The 14,498-nt window shown below is 48.8% G+C and carries 17 protein-coding genes; 8 read left to right on the forward strand and 9 right to left on the reverse strand.

Annotation, left to right across the window (positions count from 1 at the left end):
* Positions 1-23: 23 nt before the first annotated feature.
* The 4 genes from nrfD to C8N47_RS09110 are packed head-to-tail and all read left to right on the forward strand — an operon-like array spanning position 24 to position 3,671.
* Positions 24-1,397 carry an NrfD/PsrC family molybdoenzyme membrane anchor subunit gene (gene nrfD, locus C8N47_RS09095; RefSeq protein WP_107822228.1) on the forward strand — a complete coding sequence of 458 codons (1,374 nt, stop codon included), beginning with the start codon at positions 24-26 and terminating at the stop codon, positions 1,395-1,397.
* Positions 1,398-1,400: 3 nt separating this feature from the next.
* The gene (locus C8N47_RS09100) at positions 1,401-1,910 is read left to right on the forward strand and encodes a DUF3341 domain-containing protein (RefSeq protein ID WP_107822229.1); all 510 of its coding nucleotides are present in this window, start codon (positions 1,401-1,403) and stop codon (positions 1,908-1,910) included.
* Positions 1,911-1,920: 10 nt separating this feature from the next.
* Complete coding sequence (locus C8N47_RS09105) at positions 1,921-2,487, forward strand: c-type cytochrome (protein WP_170111346.1); 567 nt, start codon at positions 1,921-1,923, stop codon at positions 2,485-2,487.
* A gap of 20 nt (positions 2,488-2,507) precedes the next feature.
* Positions 2,508-3,671, forward strand: a complete 1,164-nt coding sequence (locus C8N47_RS09110; protein ID WP_107822231.1) for a quinol:cytochrome C oxidoreductase — start codon at positions 2,508-2,510, stop codon at positions 3,669-3,671.
* A gap of 40 nt (positions 3,672-3,711) precedes the next feature.
* Here the strand turns inward: C8N47_RS09110 and C8N47_RS09115 are convergent, their stop codons facing one another.
* From C8N47_RS09115 to C8N47_RS09155, 9 genes are all read right to left on the reverse strand, one after another.
* Entirely contained in the window at positions 3,712-4,128 is a 417-nt protein-coding gene (locus C8N47_RS09115; RefSeq protein WP_107822232.1) for a YybH family protein, read from the reverse strand.
* A gap of 300 nt (positions 4,129-4,428) precedes the next feature.
* Complete coding sequence (locus tag C8N47_RS09120; RefSeq protein ID WP_107822233.1) at positions 4,429-4,749, reverse strand: cation transporter; 321 nt, start codon at positions 4,747-4,749, stop codon at positions 4,429-4,431.
* Positions 4,750-4,825: 76 nt separating this feature from the next.
* Positions 4,826-5,287, reverse strand: a complete 462-nt coding sequence (locus C8N47_RS09125) for a DUF302 domain-containing protein (protein ID WP_170111347.1) — start codon at positions 5,285-5,287, stop codon at positions 4,826-4,828.
* Between the two features lie 71 nt (positions 5,288-5,358).
* Positions 5,359-6,234: a protoheme IX farnesyltransferase gene (locus tag C8N47_RS09130; protein WP_170111348.1), complete on the reverse strand. Its 876-nt coding sequence runs from the start codon at positions 6,232-6,234 to the stop codon at positions 5,359-5,361.
* The gene (gene coxB / locus C8N47_RS09135) at positions 6,231-7,172 is read right to left on the reverse strand and encodes a cytochrome c oxidase subunit II (RefSeq protein ID WP_107822236.1); all 942 of its coding nucleotides are present in this window, start codon (positions 7,170-7,172) and stop codon (positions 6,231-6,233) included. Before coxB ends, C8N47_RS09130 begins: the two co-directional genes overlap by 4 nt.
* A 5-nt stretch (positions 7,173-7,177) precedes the next feature.
* A complete protein-coding gene (locus tag C8N47_RS09140) occupies positions 7,178-7,462 on the reverse strand; it encodes a cytochrome C oxidase subunit IV family protein (RefSeq protein ID WP_107822237.1) in 285 nt (94 codons plus the stop codon).
* A gap of 15 nt (positions 7,463-7,477) precedes the next feature.
* A complete protein-coding gene (locus C8N47_RS09145; protein WP_170111349.1) occupies positions 7,478-8,095 on the reverse strand; it encodes a cytochrome c oxidase subunit 3 family protein in 618 nt (205 codons plus the stop codon).
* Positions 8,096-8,106: 11 nt separating this feature from the next.
* Entirely contained in the window at positions 8,107-9,720 is a 1,614-nt protein-coding gene (locus C8N47_RS09150) for a cytochrome c oxidase subunit I (RefSeq protein ID WP_107822239.1), read from the reverse strand.
* 13 nt (positions 9,721-9,733) lie between these two features.
* Positions 9,734-10,537, reverse strand: coding sequence for an SCO family protein (locus C8N47_RS09155; protein ID WP_107822240.1), 804 nt, complete (start codon positions 10,535-10,537; stop codon positions 9,734-9,736).
* 505 nt (positions 10,538-11,042) lie between these two features.
* On the opposite strand from C8N47_RS09155, the gene C8N47_RS09160 reads away from it, so the two are divergent.
* Genes C8N47_RS09160 through C8N47_RS18980 form a run of 4 tightly spaced genes read left to right on the forward strand, consistent with a single transcriptional unit; the run spans position 11,043 to position 14,128 of the window.
* Complete coding sequence (locus tag C8N47_RS09160; protein WP_107822241.1) at positions 11,043-11,267, forward strand: DUF4492 domain-containing protein; 225 nt, start codon at positions 11,043-11,045, stop codon at positions 11,265-11,267.
* A 9-nt stretch (positions 11,268-11,276) separates the two neighbouring features.
* A complete protein-coding gene (locus C8N47_RS09165) occupies positions 11,277-12,854 on the forward strand; it encodes a cytochrome ubiquinol oxidase subunit I (protein ID WP_107822242.1) in 1,578 nt (525 codons plus the stop codon).
* On the forward strand, positions 12,854-13,984 hold the full coding sequence (gene cydB, locus C8N47_RS09170) for a cytochrome d ubiquinol oxidase subunit II (RefSeq protein ID WP_107822243.1): 1,131 nt from the start codon (positions 12,854-12,856) through the stop codon (positions 13,982-13,984). Before C8N47_RS09165 ends, cydB begins: the two co-directional genes overlap by 1 nt.
* A gap of 12 nt (positions 13,985-13,996) precedes the next feature.
* The gene (locus C8N47_RS18980) at positions 13,997-14,128 is read left to right on the forward strand and encodes a hypothetical protein (protein ID WP_281257118.1); all 132 of its coding nucleotides are present in this window, start codon (positions 13,997-13,999) and stop codon (positions 14,126-14,128) included.
* Positions 14,129-14,498 lie beyond the last annotated feature (370 nt).

A 14,498-nucleotide genomic window follows, 5' to 3' on the forward strand; every position in this document is an offset into this window, starting at 1 on the left:
GAAATCGAAACAAACCCAAGCCTATGTATAAAACATCCATTCGAGGAAAGCTTATTGAAGGCGATAAGTCGCTGGCGCAAATATCGACCGATATTCTGGCGCCCATTGATGCCAAAACACCCAAATGGTGGTATGTTGCCATGACCGTTAGCTTGGCCATGTTCGGTTGGGGACTCTACTGCAAATACATTACCCTGAGCCAGGGCATCGGAACCTGGGGGGTGAATAATACTGTTGGCTGGGGATGGGCCATCATCAACTTTGTTTGGTGGATCGGTATCGGTCATGCCGGAACAGCCTTTTCCATCTTCCTACTGATTTTACGGCAAAAGTGGCGGACGGCCATTAACCGGGCTGCGGAGGCCATGACGGTTGTGGCAGTGGCTTGCGCGGGCTTGTTCCCCTTGTTGCACATGGGGAGGCCGTGGTTGTTCTTTTTCGTCTTTCCGTACCCCAACACCCGGGGACCGCTGTGGGTGAACTTTAACTCGCCCTTGTTCTGGGACTTTGTCGCCATCTCGGCCTATCTGCTCATCTCGGCCAGCTTCTGGTATTTTGGCATGGTGCCCGATTTTGCGACCATCCGCGACACCACGAAATCAAAAATCAAAAAAGCCGTGTACGGATTTTTTGCCTTTGGCTGGGTCGGTTCCTCCAAAGAGTGGTTGCGCTTCGAGGCGTTAAGCTTTGTGCTGGGCGGCATCGCTGCGGTTTTGGTGGTGTCGGTGCACTCCATCGTATCCACCGACTTTGCTGTGTCGGTTGAGCCGGGATGGCATACGACCATCTTTCCGCCCTACTTTGTGGTGGGCGCCATCTTCTCGGGTTTTGCCATGGTGCTGACGCTGGTGACGCTGATGCGGAAATTGTATAAAATGAATGACTTTATCACCGACTCGCACGTTGATGCCGTGTGCCGCATCCTGATTTTCATTTCCCTGATTATGGGTACAGCCTACCTCACCGAGATTTTTATCGCCTGGTACTCGGGCTCGGAATATGAGATGTTTACCTTCTTCCACAACCGGATTACCGGCGAGTATGCTTTCCAGTTTTGGGCCATGTTTACCTGCAACGCACTGGTTCCGCAGTTGTTCTGGTTTAAGTCGGTGCGTAGCCGTTTGTGGGTGGTCTTTATCATTTCAATCCTGATTAATATCGGAATGTGGTACGAGCGCTTCAACATCGTCATCACCTCGTTGACGAAAAACTACTTGCCCGCCAGCTGGGCCGGCTATTCGCCCTCCATTATCGAAATAGGCTTTTTTATCGGGACGCTGGGCATGTTTTCAGCCGGCGTATTGCTGTTCTTCCGCTACATCCCGATGATCGCTGTTTCGGAAGTGAAGAGTATTGCAAAATTCAATGAAGAAATTCAACCAAACGAAGATCATTAAGCTATGATAGGTGTATTCGATAACGAATTTGATTTGGTGAAAGCTTTTGAGAAAGTGAAAGCCAGGGGCGTGAAAATCGACGAAGTGTACACGCCGTATCCCATCCACGAGATCCTGGAAGGCATGGGCAAGAAGACCCGAATATCGCATGCGGCATTCTTTTATGGCTTGTTTGGAGCCCTGCTGGTGCTCGGAGGGATGTATTACGCGGCGGTGGTCAGCTGGCCGCTCAATTTCGGGGGCAAGCCCTTCAATACCTTTCCCTCCTTCATCGTTGTCACCATTGTGGCAACAATTCTGATTGTCACCCTGGCCACCTTATTCACTTTTTCGGCACGAGCCAAAGTGTTTCCGGGGAAACAGGCCCGCATTGTGCATCCGGCGGCGACCAACGATAAGTTTGTCATGGTGTTGCTTACCGACGGCAGTGCGGAGGAGGCGGCAGCGCTTGAACGGATTTTGCAGGAGAACGGTGCCTCGGAGATCATTAAACAGAACGAACCTCATGGCTAAAATACATGATATGAAGCTTAACAACGGAATTATAATTGGGCTAACCCTGCTCGTTGTCGGAACGCTGAGTTCCTGCGACCATAACCGCAATAACCCCGGCTGGCAATATGCCGACGACATGGTTCAATCGGCCGCTTACGAGAGTTATACCGCCAATCCCAACTTCGCCGATGGGAAAACCATGCAGCCGAAGGTGGCCGGAACGATCGCACGCGGGATGATGCCTTATCCCTTTCAGAAAACGGATGAAGACCGGCTGAAAGCAGGAGAGAGCCTGGAGAACCCACTGCAGGCGACAGCCGCCAACCGGGCTCGCGGAAAAGAGGTGTACCGGATTTATTGCTCCAGCTGCCACGGCGACCGCGGCGATGGGCAGGGCCTGCTGTACACCAGCCGGAAATATCCCTATCCGCCGGCCAGCCTGTTGTCCGAAAAGATGCGCACCGCCCCCGATGGCGAGATTTATCATGTGATATCGGTGGGCTGGGGAATTATGGCCGAACATGGCTCCATGATTAAGCCGGACGATCGCTGGAAGGCGGTTTTGTATGTCCGCAATACCTTACAAAGCCAATAGAACAGCAAAAACAAAACATCATGATTGAGGAAAAATTTGTTATCCCGAAAAAGCTGAAGCTGGCAACTTATGTGCTGATTGCCATTGGGCTTGTTTCGTTTGGTTGGGGATTTGTAACCGACCCGCAACGCAGCTGGGCAAACTACCTGTTGAATAACTACCTGTTCGTGTCGTTGGCTGTTGGCGCGGCCTTTTTCATCAGCATCCAGTATATTGCGCAGGCGGGCTGGTCGGCCGCCTTTAAACGCATTCCCGAGGCGATGGCAGCCTATCTGCCTTTTGCGGCGGTGTTTTTTCTGTTGCTTTTGTTTGGCGTGCACTCCCTGTACGAGTGGTCGCATGCCGAGGAACTGGCGCACGATCATCTTATTCAGCATAAATCGCCCTATTTGAATGTCCCGTTCTGGGGAATCCGCATCCTGTTGTTCTTTGGACTTTGGATTTTATTGACCAAATGGATGCGCAAAATCTCGCTGAAGGAGGATCGCGAGGGCGGAATGCGTTATTTCTACCAATCGGAACATCTTTCCAAAGTGTTTATTTTTATTGTTGCTGTTTCGTTTTCGGCTTTTTCGGTCGATATGCTGATGTCGCTTCAGGTGCATTGGTTCAGTACCATTTTTGCTGCCAAAATGTTTATATCGGCCTTTTTGCATGGCGCTGCCGTTATTACGCTAATCGTTATCATTCTGCATAAATATGGCTATCTGCAAGTGCTAAACCGCTCGCATTTGCACGACTTTACCCGTTATATGTTCATGTTGTCCATCGTCTGGGGCTACTTCACTTTTTCGCAGTTTATGCTGATCTGGTACGGCAATATCCCGGAAGAAACCAGCTACTATGTGCATCGCTGGCACGGCCCGTTTCAGATTTTGTTTTACGTCAGCATCATTCTCAACTGGTTTATCCCCTTTTTGTTTCTGATGCCGCGCAGTAATTCACGCAGTAAACTGGCGATGGTGCCGGTGATTATTCTGCTGATTATCGGGCAATATGTGGAGCTGTATTACGAAATTTGGCCGGCAACCCTGCACGAGGCCAAATTCGGATTGCTGGAAATCGGTAGCTGGCTGGGCTTCGCCGGGCTGTTTAGCCTGATCGTTATCACCTACCTGGCCAAGGCCAACCTGGTGCCCAAAAATCATCCCTACCTCGAGGAAAGTATTCATCATCATTTTTGAATTTGCCCTGGGGAAGGTTGATTAATTGGTTGAGGCATGTTTATTCTACCGGAACAGGTTCCGGAGTATCCGTATTGATCATGTCCTTATACTGCCGCCAAATGCCATCCTCCAGTTTCCAAACGACAATCGATTTGCCGATAAGTTGAACGTCACCATTGCTCAAAGTCCATTTTTCAGTGTCGACCAAATATTCGCCGCAGCCCGTAGCCCAGGTTGATTCGACCTTTAGTTTGGTAAAACCAGCTTGGATGAATCCGTCCAATGCTGCCTCAATGTTGCCTCGCCCGGTAACAATTGGCGAATTATGTGGCATAAATACGGCGTCTTCCGTGTAATAATTGGAAGCCGCTTTTGCGTCTCCGGCCGCAAGCGCTTCACTGAAGCCCCGAATTGAACTTTCGACACCTTGCTTTGCTTCTTCCAGCTTAAAGGGTTCTCGACTTTCATTATTCATATTGATTTGATTTAGTGATGTAATCTGTTTCTTTTTAACGTAGCCGAGTGTATTCTTGTTCGGTGGGGTGGCACGAAGTATAGCTCCAGGCCTTGTTTGATTCGTGCTTGCAGAGCTCTTGAATGAATGAGCGTGAAACCGCAGCCCGATGGACGTATGGAGGTTTGTTAGCGGGGCCTGACCGGCTTGTCGGGGGGAGCATTTTATCGCGGCTTCGCTTTTTTGTTAGCTGTCCGAATCCTTGAGCTGGGCTTTTAAATGATGAATCCGGTAACGCCGGAAGAACGGTAAAAGAGCCGGTTAAGGTCTGCCGGTGACGGTATAACCCCGTTTTTCAATGGCTTGGGTAATGGCTTTTTGGTCGGTTTGCGACGGATCGTAAATTACCTTGGTGGTCGAATCTTCGTGGTTGGCTTCCACCGACTGAATGCCCGGAAGCTCGGCCACGCCTTTTTGGATGCTTTGCTCGCAGTGGTCGCAGGTCATCCCTTCAACATGATAAGTCACCTCAATGGACTCGGCTACCGGCTGCTGGCTTGGCGCTGTAGGTTGTTTGGCACTGTTGGTACAAGCTGTTGTCAGGCCGATGGCCAGGGCGAATAAAAGGATGCTTCGTTTCATTTGATTATTTTTTTAGATTGTGTTTTTCTGTGACTGCGACTGCGACTGCGACTGTGACTGATCACTGCAACTGCACCTACTTCTTCAAAACCGCATCGAGGATCTTTTCGCTGCCTTCGCCGGCTTCACCCATAATGGCGTTCACATCGCTGCCCAGCAGTTTGGACAGCAGGCCGGCATTCATGCGCGAGACGTATGTTTTGCCATCTTTCGTTTCGTAAATAGCGATGCGGCAGGGCATCATTGCCGAGATGTGACGTTTTTCGTCCTGATCCAGAATCCTTACGGCAATATCGGGTTTGCAAATTGAAAACACGGTGACCGGCTGCACATCGAAACCATGCTTTTCCATGGTCGCTTGCAAGTTGTACTGATGGGGCATGCTCCAGTTTTCGGCAGCGGTTGATTCTTCGATTAAGACTTTGGTTCGTTCAAAATCGTACTGGCTTTCGCTTACGCGGAAAAGCAGTTTTGGCGCAAACACCACAACAAGAGCAATACTGACAATGATTCCGGTTAAAATTCCTGCTACGAACATAAGGCTTGGTTTTTTCATGGTGAATGATCTTTATTTCAAAACAAAAACAGTTTCACGTTCCGGTAGGTTCATCAGCGGTGAAAAAGCCCGTCAACAATCAGGGCAATCATCATAAACAGGTATAAGAAGTTTAGTTTGAAGAAGGTGGGGCGTACGCGAATGTCCTTCTTGGAAAACAGTTCGATGGTGGTTGAAAACAGCAGGTAGAAGACGTAAAATAGCAGAATGAACAAGGTTGTTTTTCCGATCAGCACCTTCATGGCAATCAACAGGGCTGAAGCGATGGTGGCCAAAATCCAGGTAAAGCTGAGTCGTTTGATTTGGTTTTCGCTGAAGATGTTGTGCAGACTGGGATAGCCGGCCAGGCTGTATTCTTTGCCAAACATTAACAGCAATAGCCAGAAGTGTGGTATCTGCCCGATGAAAAAGAAGGTGGCTACCCAAAAGATAATCGGGTCGGTAACGAAGCCGCCGTCGGCGAGCCAACCAATGTAAGGGGGCAGGGCACCCACCAGCGAGCCGGGAACAACGGCAAAGGCGGTTACTTTTTTCAGCGGCGTGTAAAGGGCGTTGTACGAAATCAGGGTTACCAAAGCGGCCAGCCAGGCCACCGGTGGAAAGTGCAACAGCAGCATCAGGCTGCCGGCCAGCGCGTAGCCCAGAGCAACAAGCAAGGCGGTGCCGGGGGTGATTTGCCCCGATGGGATCGGCCGGTTTTGGGTGCGTGGCATGAGCGCATCGGTGCGGTGTTCCTGCCAGTGGTTCAGCGCTCCCGAGCTACACGAAAACAGGAAAACACCAATGAACAGATAAAGCCCCGGAAGGCCAACTGTTCCCGAATGGATCACGTAACCGGTCAGGGCCGATAAAGCAACGGGCAAAGAAATACGTGCTTTGCCCAGTTCAAGTATAATTTTTACGAACGATGTTTGGACTGTTTGACTCACTTCAATGTTTTAAGATATTCAATAATCTGGTCGATCTCGGTATCACTCAGTTGGCCTTGGTACGATTGCATCAGGCCTTTGTTGTAGCCTTCCACGATCTCCGAGTTCGGATCCAGAATCGACTTGATGATGTATTCCTCATCGGCAACAACGGTTTTTGTTTCGCCCCCTACCTTCAGGACTACCTCGTGACCGTAAAGACCCTTAAACGTTGGACCAACCAATTTGTTCCCGTCGATGGTGTGGCAGGCAAAACATCCGATGTTGGTCATGATGCGCTTGCCGGCAGCCGCAGGCGAATCGACCGGGGCAGCTGCGCGTACCGTGGTGTCGGTGTACCATTTGTTGAACTCGTCCTGGGGCATGGTTTTCACCCAGTTGTACATATAGGCGTGCTGAAGGCCGCAATATTCGGTGCAAAACAACTCGTAGATGCCTTCTTTTTCAGGAATAAACCACATGAACTTGTCGTTGCCGGGAACCACATCTTCTTTCACCCGGAAGGCCGGAATGTAAACCGAGTGAATCACATCCAGCGACTTCAGGTTTAGCTTCACCGGGCGGTCCATGGGGATGAACAGCGTATCGGTTTTTTTGCCGTTCTCATATTCAAAGGTGAAGTTCCACATACGGGCAATCACGTCAATCTCGAAGCTATCCTCGGGAGCCGTTTTCATGGGTTTCCACCCGGCCCAGCCAAAGTAAAACATCACCAGGACCAGAATGGTCGGAATCACCGTCCATACAATTTCCAGCGTGTTGCTGCCTTTAATCTGTACCGCCTGCGGATGCCGTTTGCGATTGTACCGGTAGATGAACCAAATCATGGTGAGCGTTAAGCCGATCAGAAAAACAAAGCAGATGCCCAAAATGAGCAGAAAGGCCCGATCGACGCCCGATACAAAGTTGGAAGCTTGTGGTGTTGCTAATATATACATGGTGCTTATCTGAAATAGTAGTCTAAAAAGGTAATGATTATAACCGCCAGAAAAACCGCAAATACAAAACCAACCATGATGCGGATGTAGATCTTATCGAACTTCAAGTGCATAAAATAGGTCAGCACCAGGTATGATTTCAGCGAGGCAAAAATCAAGGCCGCGGCGACCGTGAGCCCGCCCAGTTCGATGGCGGTAATCTTAACCGACAGCAGGGTGAAGATCAACAGCGCTACCAGGATGATCAGGTAGGTGCGATAGGGGACAATATGTGTTTTTTCGTGTTGCATAACGATCGGTTTAGCTTAGTGAATCAGGTAGAATAAGGGGAACAGGAAGATCCAGATCAGGTCGACCAGGTGCCAGTACAGGCCGGAGTTTTCCAACAGGGCTGCCCGGTCGGCATTCACCCGCCCCGAGCGAACGCCCGCGTAGGCAAAGCCAATGACAACCATCCCCACAATGATGTGCAAGGCATGCAGGCCGGTCATCACAAAGTAAAGACCGAAAAACAGAATTTCGCCCTGGCTCAGGTGATCCAGCATATATTGCGATCCCGGGAAAATGCCGTGTTCGAACTTGGTTCCCCATTCAAAATATTTGTTCACCAGGAAAACTAGCCCCAGCAACAGCGTAACTCCGAGCAGTGCCAGCGTGGTCTTTTTTTGTTTCTTCTGCAGCGCCGAAGTCGACATGGCAATGGTCATGCTGCTCACCAGTAGGATGATGGTGTTGATGGTTCCCACGGTCCTGTTCAGCTCTTCGGCCGCCAGGTGAAAAGCATCCTGATTGCTGAACCGGTAAACCGAATAAATAATGAAAAGGCCGCCAAACAACAGGAGCTCGGTGAAAATAAAGAGCCACATGCCTATTTTCGACCCTTCGGCATCGTAGTGTTCATCGTGGTGAATAACTTGTGACATAAGCATCGATTTTAATATTCGTAAGGTCCGTCTTTTTCGCCGTAAACCGGAATTTCCTCAAAGTTCTCAACAGGCGGCGGCGATGGTACGGTCCACTCCAGGGTTTTGCCGTTCCAGGGGTTGGCCCCGGCAATTGGTCCCGACTTGGCCGAGCGGAACAGGTTAATCAGTACAATGGCCAGTCCGAAGGTCATCACCCACGACCCCAGGGTCGACAGGATGTTGGCAGCATGAAACTGCTCCAAATAGTCGTAATAACGACGCGGCATCCCTTGCAGACCGAGATAAAACATGGGCGAATACAAGGCCAGAAAGCCGATGAAAAAGACAATCCACCCCACGTTGGCCCAGGTGGTGTCGTACATGCGTCCAAACATTTTGGGAAACCAATAGTGAATGGCTGCAAAGAAGGCAAAGCCCACACCGCCAAACACGATAAAGTGGAAGTGAGCCACCACAAAAGCAGTGTCGTGCACATAGACATCGGTTGCCAAAGCGCCGAGTACCAGGCCCGACAATCCACCGATCATAAACACAAAAATGAAGGAGGCCGCCCAGTAGAAGGGCGTTTCCAGCGAGATCGATCCCTTGTACATGGTCGATATCCAGTTGAAAACCTTAATGGCACTTGGTATGGCCACCAGAAAGGTCAATATCGAAAAGGTGTATTGTGCCGTTCCGCTCATGCCCGAGGTGAACATGTGATGTCCCCAAACAAAGTAGCCTACAAAGGCAATGGCCAGGGTTGAAGCGACGATGGCTTTATAGCCAAAAATATGTTTTTGCGAGAAGGTTGGTATCACTTCCGAGATGGCTCCCATGGCCGGCAAAATCATGATGTAAACCGCCGGGTGCGAGTAGATCCAGAACAGGTGCTGGTACAAAATAGGGTCGCCCCCCAGCGCGGGGTCAAACACGCCGATGCCGAAAATACGCTCCAGCGAAACCAGCACCAGGGTGATGCCGACTACCGGTGTTGCCAAAAGCTGAATCCAGGCCGTTCCGTAGATGGTCCATGGGAAAAGCGGCATTTTTGTCCAGCTCATGCCCGGTGCGCGTAAGCGGTGGATGGTTACAATGAAGTTCAGCCCGGTAAGGATTGACGAAAAGCCCAGTACAAAAGCGCCAAAGATGGCTGGCAGCATATTCGTTCCGGTTTTAAAACTGTAAGGAGCGTAGAAGGTCCAGCCGGTATCGGGCGAGCCGTCGCCAAACAGCACCGAGATAATCACCAGGATGGCACCGGCAATGTACACGTACCACGAAAACAGGTTTAGCTTCGGAAAGGCCACATCTTTGGCGCCAATCATGATGGGTAGCAGGAAGTTTCCGAATACAGCCGGCAGCCCGGGAACAACGATCATAAAGATCATAATCACCCCGTGAACGGTGAACACCGCGTTGTAGTCCTGTGCGCCCATGATGGTTTTTCCCGGAGCAATCAGTTCCAGTTTCATGGCCAGGCCTAACAGTACGCCAACCAAAAACAGCGTCATCATGGAAAACATATAGAGCAGGGCAATCCGTTTGTGGTCGGTGGAAAGAATCCAGGCCAACAACCCTTTGTGCTTCCCCTTGTAGTCGAGGTAGCTGACATCGTGGGGGATGTGAGAACTTGCTTGCATAAAGTGGTTTGTTTTATTTCTTTTTTTTCGGTTTGAATATCAGGTACAGGAACAGGATTAAAGCGATAAACAAAATCAGTGTTCCGGTAATTTTAGTCACATTGAGAACGTAGGTTTGCCCAACCGGATCGAAGGAATAGCAAAACTGCAACACCTTGTTGATGGTTGGTCCCGACTGCCCTTTGTTGGCCTCAATGATGGCCATTTTAAACTCGAAAGGTAAAAAGTACAGGCCATTCAGGTAGCGGGTTATCTTGCCATCGGGGCTGATTACCATGACCGAGGCAGCATGCAGAAAGTCGTTTCCCTGGCGTTTGTACTTAAAGCCAACAGCATTGGTCGCCTTGGCTATGCTGGCACTGTCCGAAAGGAAAAACTGCCAGCCTTTGGCAATCTCTTCTTTTTTATTCACCAGGTTCAGGTAATTGGTTTTCTTGCGTTTGGCCAACTCCAGCGTTTCACTGGGGTCAAAGCTGATGGTGAGTACCTGGTAATCTTTACCGGCTGTTAAATCCGATTTGTCCATTACTTCAGCCAAGCCTTCCATTAGGGGGCTGCAAATCCCGGGACAGCGGTAGTATACAAAGTTCAGCACAGTTGGCTTGTCAATCAAATCAGTCAGTACCACGCGCTGTGAGTCTTCATTCAGCAGGTAAATGTCTTTGGGAAGGTATTCGTCCAAATGTTCAATCACGCCAATCTCGGGGTCGCTGTTGGTTCCCTCGAAGGAGATATTTTGGGCGAGGGTGACTTTGGTGAAAAGCAGCAGGGCAAATGCGATTAGCAGAGTTGGTTTAGGGTGCTTGATGTTAATCATAGAGGTTTGTGATTTTCAATTAATTCGACTTCAGCTAATTTCAGAAATAAAACCCAAAACTCATATTGAATGTTTAGCTGAAGGACGATAAAAGTGTCATTTTTTGAATAATTTTGATTTCCGCTTCGCAGGCCGGCATCGGTGACAGCTGCTTGCAGAACCCGCAAATGTAGCGCAGGTGCAGCGGATGTTTCGGATTGATGCTGTTGCAGGCCCCGATATCGACCTTCTAAGGCCCCGGTGGCGGAAGGGAACGAGTAGCGAGTGAATTGCGGGCGATGGCGAGTTGCTGATCAAACAGAGCAAATGTTTGATAGCATAAAAAATGATTTTTTTTAGAAAAAATTAGCGGAGGTGTTCCGTTTTTAAGGTTTTTATGTCCAGTAACTTGCTGGTTGTTTGTGATAAACAGATTTGTTTGTCTTTTATTTAAGTCTTCAACATTGTTATTTCAATGGTGTTTCATTACTTTGTTCTGGTTTAAACAGGAAAACAAGCAATTGGTATGACTAAAAAGAATGTTATTTCCCGGGTTTGGCGATTTTACTTCGATGGATTCCGGAATATGAGCGGATGGGGAAAGCAAGTGTGGATTGTGATTCTACTAAAGCTTTTTGTGATGTTTTTTGTGTTGAAGCTTTTTTTCTTTCCCAATTTTTTGAAGACCAACTTCGATAGCGATGAGCAACGGAGTGAACACGTACTGGAGAATTTAACCAATACTAAATAAAAAAATCGCATGTTAGAAGCAATCGACTTATCTTTAGTAAACTGGTCGAGGGCGCAGTTTGCCCTGACGGCCATGTATCACTGGATTTTCGTCCCGCTAACGCTCGGTCTTTCATTTATAATTGCCTTTATGGAGACAATTTATGTGAAAACCGGCAACCCGGAGTGGAAGAAAATCACCAAATTTTGGATGACCCTGTTCGGAATTAACTTTGCCATTGGGGTGGCTACCGGAATTATTCTTGAGTTTGAGTTTGGAACCAACTGGTCTAATTATTCCTGGTTTGTCGGCGATATTTTCGGTGCGCCACTGGCCATCGAAGGCATCCTGGCCTTCTTTATGGAATCCACCTTTATCGCCATCATGTTTTTTGGATGGAAGAAGGTGAGCAAAAAAGTACACCTTGCAGCAACCTGGCTAACGGCTATTGGTGCTAACCTGTCGGCTTTGTGGATTTTGGTTGCCAATGCCTGGATGCAAATGCCGGTGGGAATGAAGTTCAACCCCGAAACAGCTCGCAACGAGATGGAAAGTTTCTGGGATGTGTTGTTTTCACCCATGGCGGTCGATAAATTCCTGCACACCACGTCGTCGGGTTTTGTGCTGGCTGCCATCTTCGTTATTGGCATTTCGGCTTGGTTTATTCTGAAGAAGCGCGAAATTGTATTTGCTCGCAAAAGTATTTTAGTGGCAGCGGTGTTTGGCTTTCTGTCGTCCATCTACGTGGTGTTTACCGGCGATAGCTCGGCCCGTTCAGTAGCACAGAACCAGCCCATGAAATTTGCGGCCTTCGAAGGTTTGTACAACGGTAGCGAAGGGGCCGGATTGATCGCCATGGGCATCATGTCGACAACTGACAGCCATCACAGCAACGAAAACCTGATGGACTTTAATGTAAAGCTCGAAATTCCCAACATCCTGTCGTATATGGCTTATATGGATTGGAATGCCTTTGTGCCGGGGATTAACGACCTGATTGAGGGGAACGAAAAGTACGGCATTCTGTCGGCCAAAGAGAAAATGGAGCGTGGAAAAGCAGCGATCTTGAAGCTGAAAGAATTTAAGGAGGCAAAAGCCGCCGGCAACGCCGAACTGGCTTCGAGCATAAAAGCGGAATTTCAATCGAAAGACTTCCAGGAAAATTATTTCAAATATTTCGGGTATGGTTATATCACCGATCCCAATGTGCTGATTCCGAGTGTGCCGCTGTCGTTTTACAGCTTCCATATCATGGTGGCACTGGGGATGTATTTTATTCTCTTCTTTTTCCTTTCATTCCTGTTTACCATTAAAGGGAAGTTGGAGAAACACCGCAAGTTCCTGAAGCTGGCTATCTGGACCATCCCGATGGCTTACATTGCCTCGCAGTGTGGCTGGATTGTAGCCGAAGTGGGCCGCCAGCCCTGGGTGATTCAGGATCTGATGCCGACCATGGCTGCTGTAACCAAGATTAGCACCAGCGCGGTGCAGGTAACATTCTTCCTGTTTGCAGCCATCTTCACCATCCTGTTGATTGCCGAAGTGAAGATCATGATGCGTCAAATTAAAATCGGACCGAAAATTAAAGAAGAAGGAGGACACAACTAATGTTTGAAAGTTTATCATATCTCGCATTGCAGCAATACTGGTGGGTGATTGTATCCCTGCTGGGGGCTTTATTTGTCTTCCTGACTTTCGTACAAGGCGGTCAAACGTTAATCTATACAGTTGGTAAAAATGAAACCGAACGTTCGCTGTTGGTGAACACGCTGGGACGTAAATGGGAGTTTACCTTTACGACCCTGGTTACCTTTGGGGGTGCCTTTTTTGCCTCTTTTCCTTTGTTTTATGCCACTTCGTTTGGTGGTGCCTACTGGGTGTGGATGGCAATTCTGATCTTCTTCGTTATTCAGGCCGTGTCGTACGAATACCGGAAGAAGCCGGCGAACTTTTTAGGCACCAGGACTTATGAAATTTTCCTGGTGTTGAACGGGGCTTTCGGAACAATCCTGGTTGGCACAGCTGTGGGCACTTTCTTCAATGGAGCCATGTTCAGCCTGAACGAAATGAATAATGTGCAGTGGGAAACCCCTTTCCGTGGACTGGAAGCCGTGCTTACCTTCCACAATGTGGCTTTAGGCCTCGCGGTCTTCTTTCTTTCGCGGGTGTTGGGAGCCCTGTATTTTATCAACTCGGTTGAGGATGCGCAGGTTTACGAACGTAGTAAAAAGCAAGTGCTGGTGAATGCCGTTCCGTTTCTGGTCTTCTTCCTGTATTTTCTGATTGCCCTGTTGCTGAAGGACGGCTTTGCCGTTGATCCGGTAACCGGAGCTGTAAGCATGGAAAGCTACAAATACCTGCATAACCTGTTGGCCATGCCGGTAGTAACCATCCTCTTGGTGGTGGGAGTTGTTGGCGTATTGTGGGGCATCTTTTCAACTTTGTTCCGTGCAGCTCAAGGCGGTATCTGGTGTGCCGGTGGCGGTACGGTGCTGGTGGTGTGGATGTTGTTTTTGCTTAGTGGCTTTAACAACACGGCCTTCTACCCGTCGATTGCCGATCTGCAGTCGTCGCTGACCATTCAAAATGCCTCATCGAGTCACTTTACACTGACGGCGATGAGCTATGTGTCGCTCTTTGTTCCTTTCGTGCTGGCCTATATTGTTTGGTTTTGGCGCGCCATGAACAACAAAAAAATTGATGTCGAAGAGATTACGGAAGATTCACATTCATACTAAAAACAGAAAACGATGTATTGGAAATCAATCCTTTTATTTGTCACCTGGCCGGTGCTGATTTTTATATCACTCTATTTGGTGCAGTACGTGGTGAAAAAGTACAACGAGAAGTTGGAACACGTTAAAAAGAAATACGAAGAATAGTACGATCATTGAAGCCTCGCTAATGCGGGGCTTTTTCGTAGGCACCATAAGAAAGCTCCCGAAGGGAATGTTATTTAATCACAGCTGCAGATCCATCTTGTACGGATGAATTTCGTATCAAGATTGAAATTCGTTCCGTTAAAGCACACAAACTGGCGGAGCAACGATGCCGGAGGCATCGCAAGTTTATAGCACAAATGCGGGATTCGGAGCAATACGACTCCGGCCGGAGTCGCACATCATCGACGGGATGAAATTGCTATAAGCATACAAATGTAAGCGTCTCGGCGATGACGCAGCCCAAAAAACAGCCCGTCAATTTTCAAATGGAATTGACGGGCTGTTTAAGTTATTTTATTGAGCAGACCAC

This window comes from Mangrovibacterium marinum, from assembly GCF_003046625.1.
In the GTDB taxonomy this organism is placed as follows: Bacteria; Bacteroidota; Bacteroidia; order Bacteroidales; family Prolixibacteraceae; genus Mangrovibacterium; species Mangrovibacterium marinum.

Bases quoted from the DNA above. Each gene is read 5' to 3' on its own strand.
- cydB (WP_107822243.1), top strand. From the start codon at position 12,854: ATGTTTGAAAGTTTATCATATCTCGCATTGCAGCAATACTGGTGGGTG.
- C8N47_RS09110 (WP_107822231.1), top strand. From the start codon at position 2,508: ATGATTGAGGAAAAATTTGTTATCCCGAAAAAGCTGAAGCTGGCAACT.
- C8N47_RS09140 (WP_107822237.1), bottom strand. From the start codon at position 7,462: ATGCAACACGAAAAAACACATATTGTCCCCTATCGCACCTACCTGATC.
- coxB (WP_107822236.1), bottom strand. From the start codon at position 7,172: ATGTATATATTAGCAACACCACAAGCTTCCAACTTTGTATCGGGCGTC.
- nrfD (WP_107822228.1), top strand. From the start codon at position 24: ATGTATAAAACATCCATTCGAGGAAAGCTTATTGAAGGCGATAAGTCG.
- C8N47_RS09160 (WP_107822241.1), top strand. From the start codon at position 11,043: ATGACTAAAAAGAATGTTATTTCCCGGGTTTGGCGATTTTACTTCGAT.
- C8N47_RS09165 (WP_107822242.1), top strand. From the start codon at position 11,277: ATGTTAGAAGCAATCGACTTATCTTTAGTAAACTGGTCGAGGGCGCAG.
- C8N47_RS09155 (WP_107822240.1), bottom strand. From the start codon at position 10,537: ATGATTAACATCAAGCACCCTAAACCAACTCTGCTAATCGCATTTGCC.
- C8N47_RS09115 (WP_107822232.1), bottom strand. From the start codon at position 4,128: ATGAATAATGAAAGTCGAGAACCCTTTAAGCTGGAAGAAGCAAAGCAA.
- C8N47_RS09120 (WP_107822233.1), bottom strand. From the start codon at position 4,749: ATGAAACGAAGCATCCTTTTATTCGCCCTGGCCATCGGCCTGACAACA.
- C8N47_RS09145 (WP_170111349.1), bottom strand. From the start codon at position 8,095: ATGTCACAAGTTATTCACCACGATGAACACTACGATGCCGAAGGGTCG.
- C8N47_RS09100 (WP_107822229.1), top strand. From the start codon at position 1,401: ATGATAGGTGTATTCGATAACGAATTTGATTTGGTGAAAGCTTTTGAG.
- C8N47_RS09150 (WP_107822239.1), bottom strand. From the start codon at position 9,720: ATGCAAGCAAGTTCTCACATCCCCCACGATGTCAGCTACCTCGACTAC.
- C8N47_RS18980 (WP_281257118.1), top strand. From the start codon at position 13,997: ATGTATTGGAAATCAATCCTTTTATTTGTCACCTGGCCGGTGCTGATT.
- C8N47_RS09125 (WP_170111347.1), bottom strand. From the start codon at position 5,287: ATGTTCGTAGCAGGAATTTTAACCGGAATCATTGTCAGTATTGCTCTT.
- C8N47_RS09105 (WP_170111346.1), top strand. From the start codon at position 1,921: ATGAAGCTTAACAACGGAATTATAATTGGGCTAACCCTGCTCGTTGTC.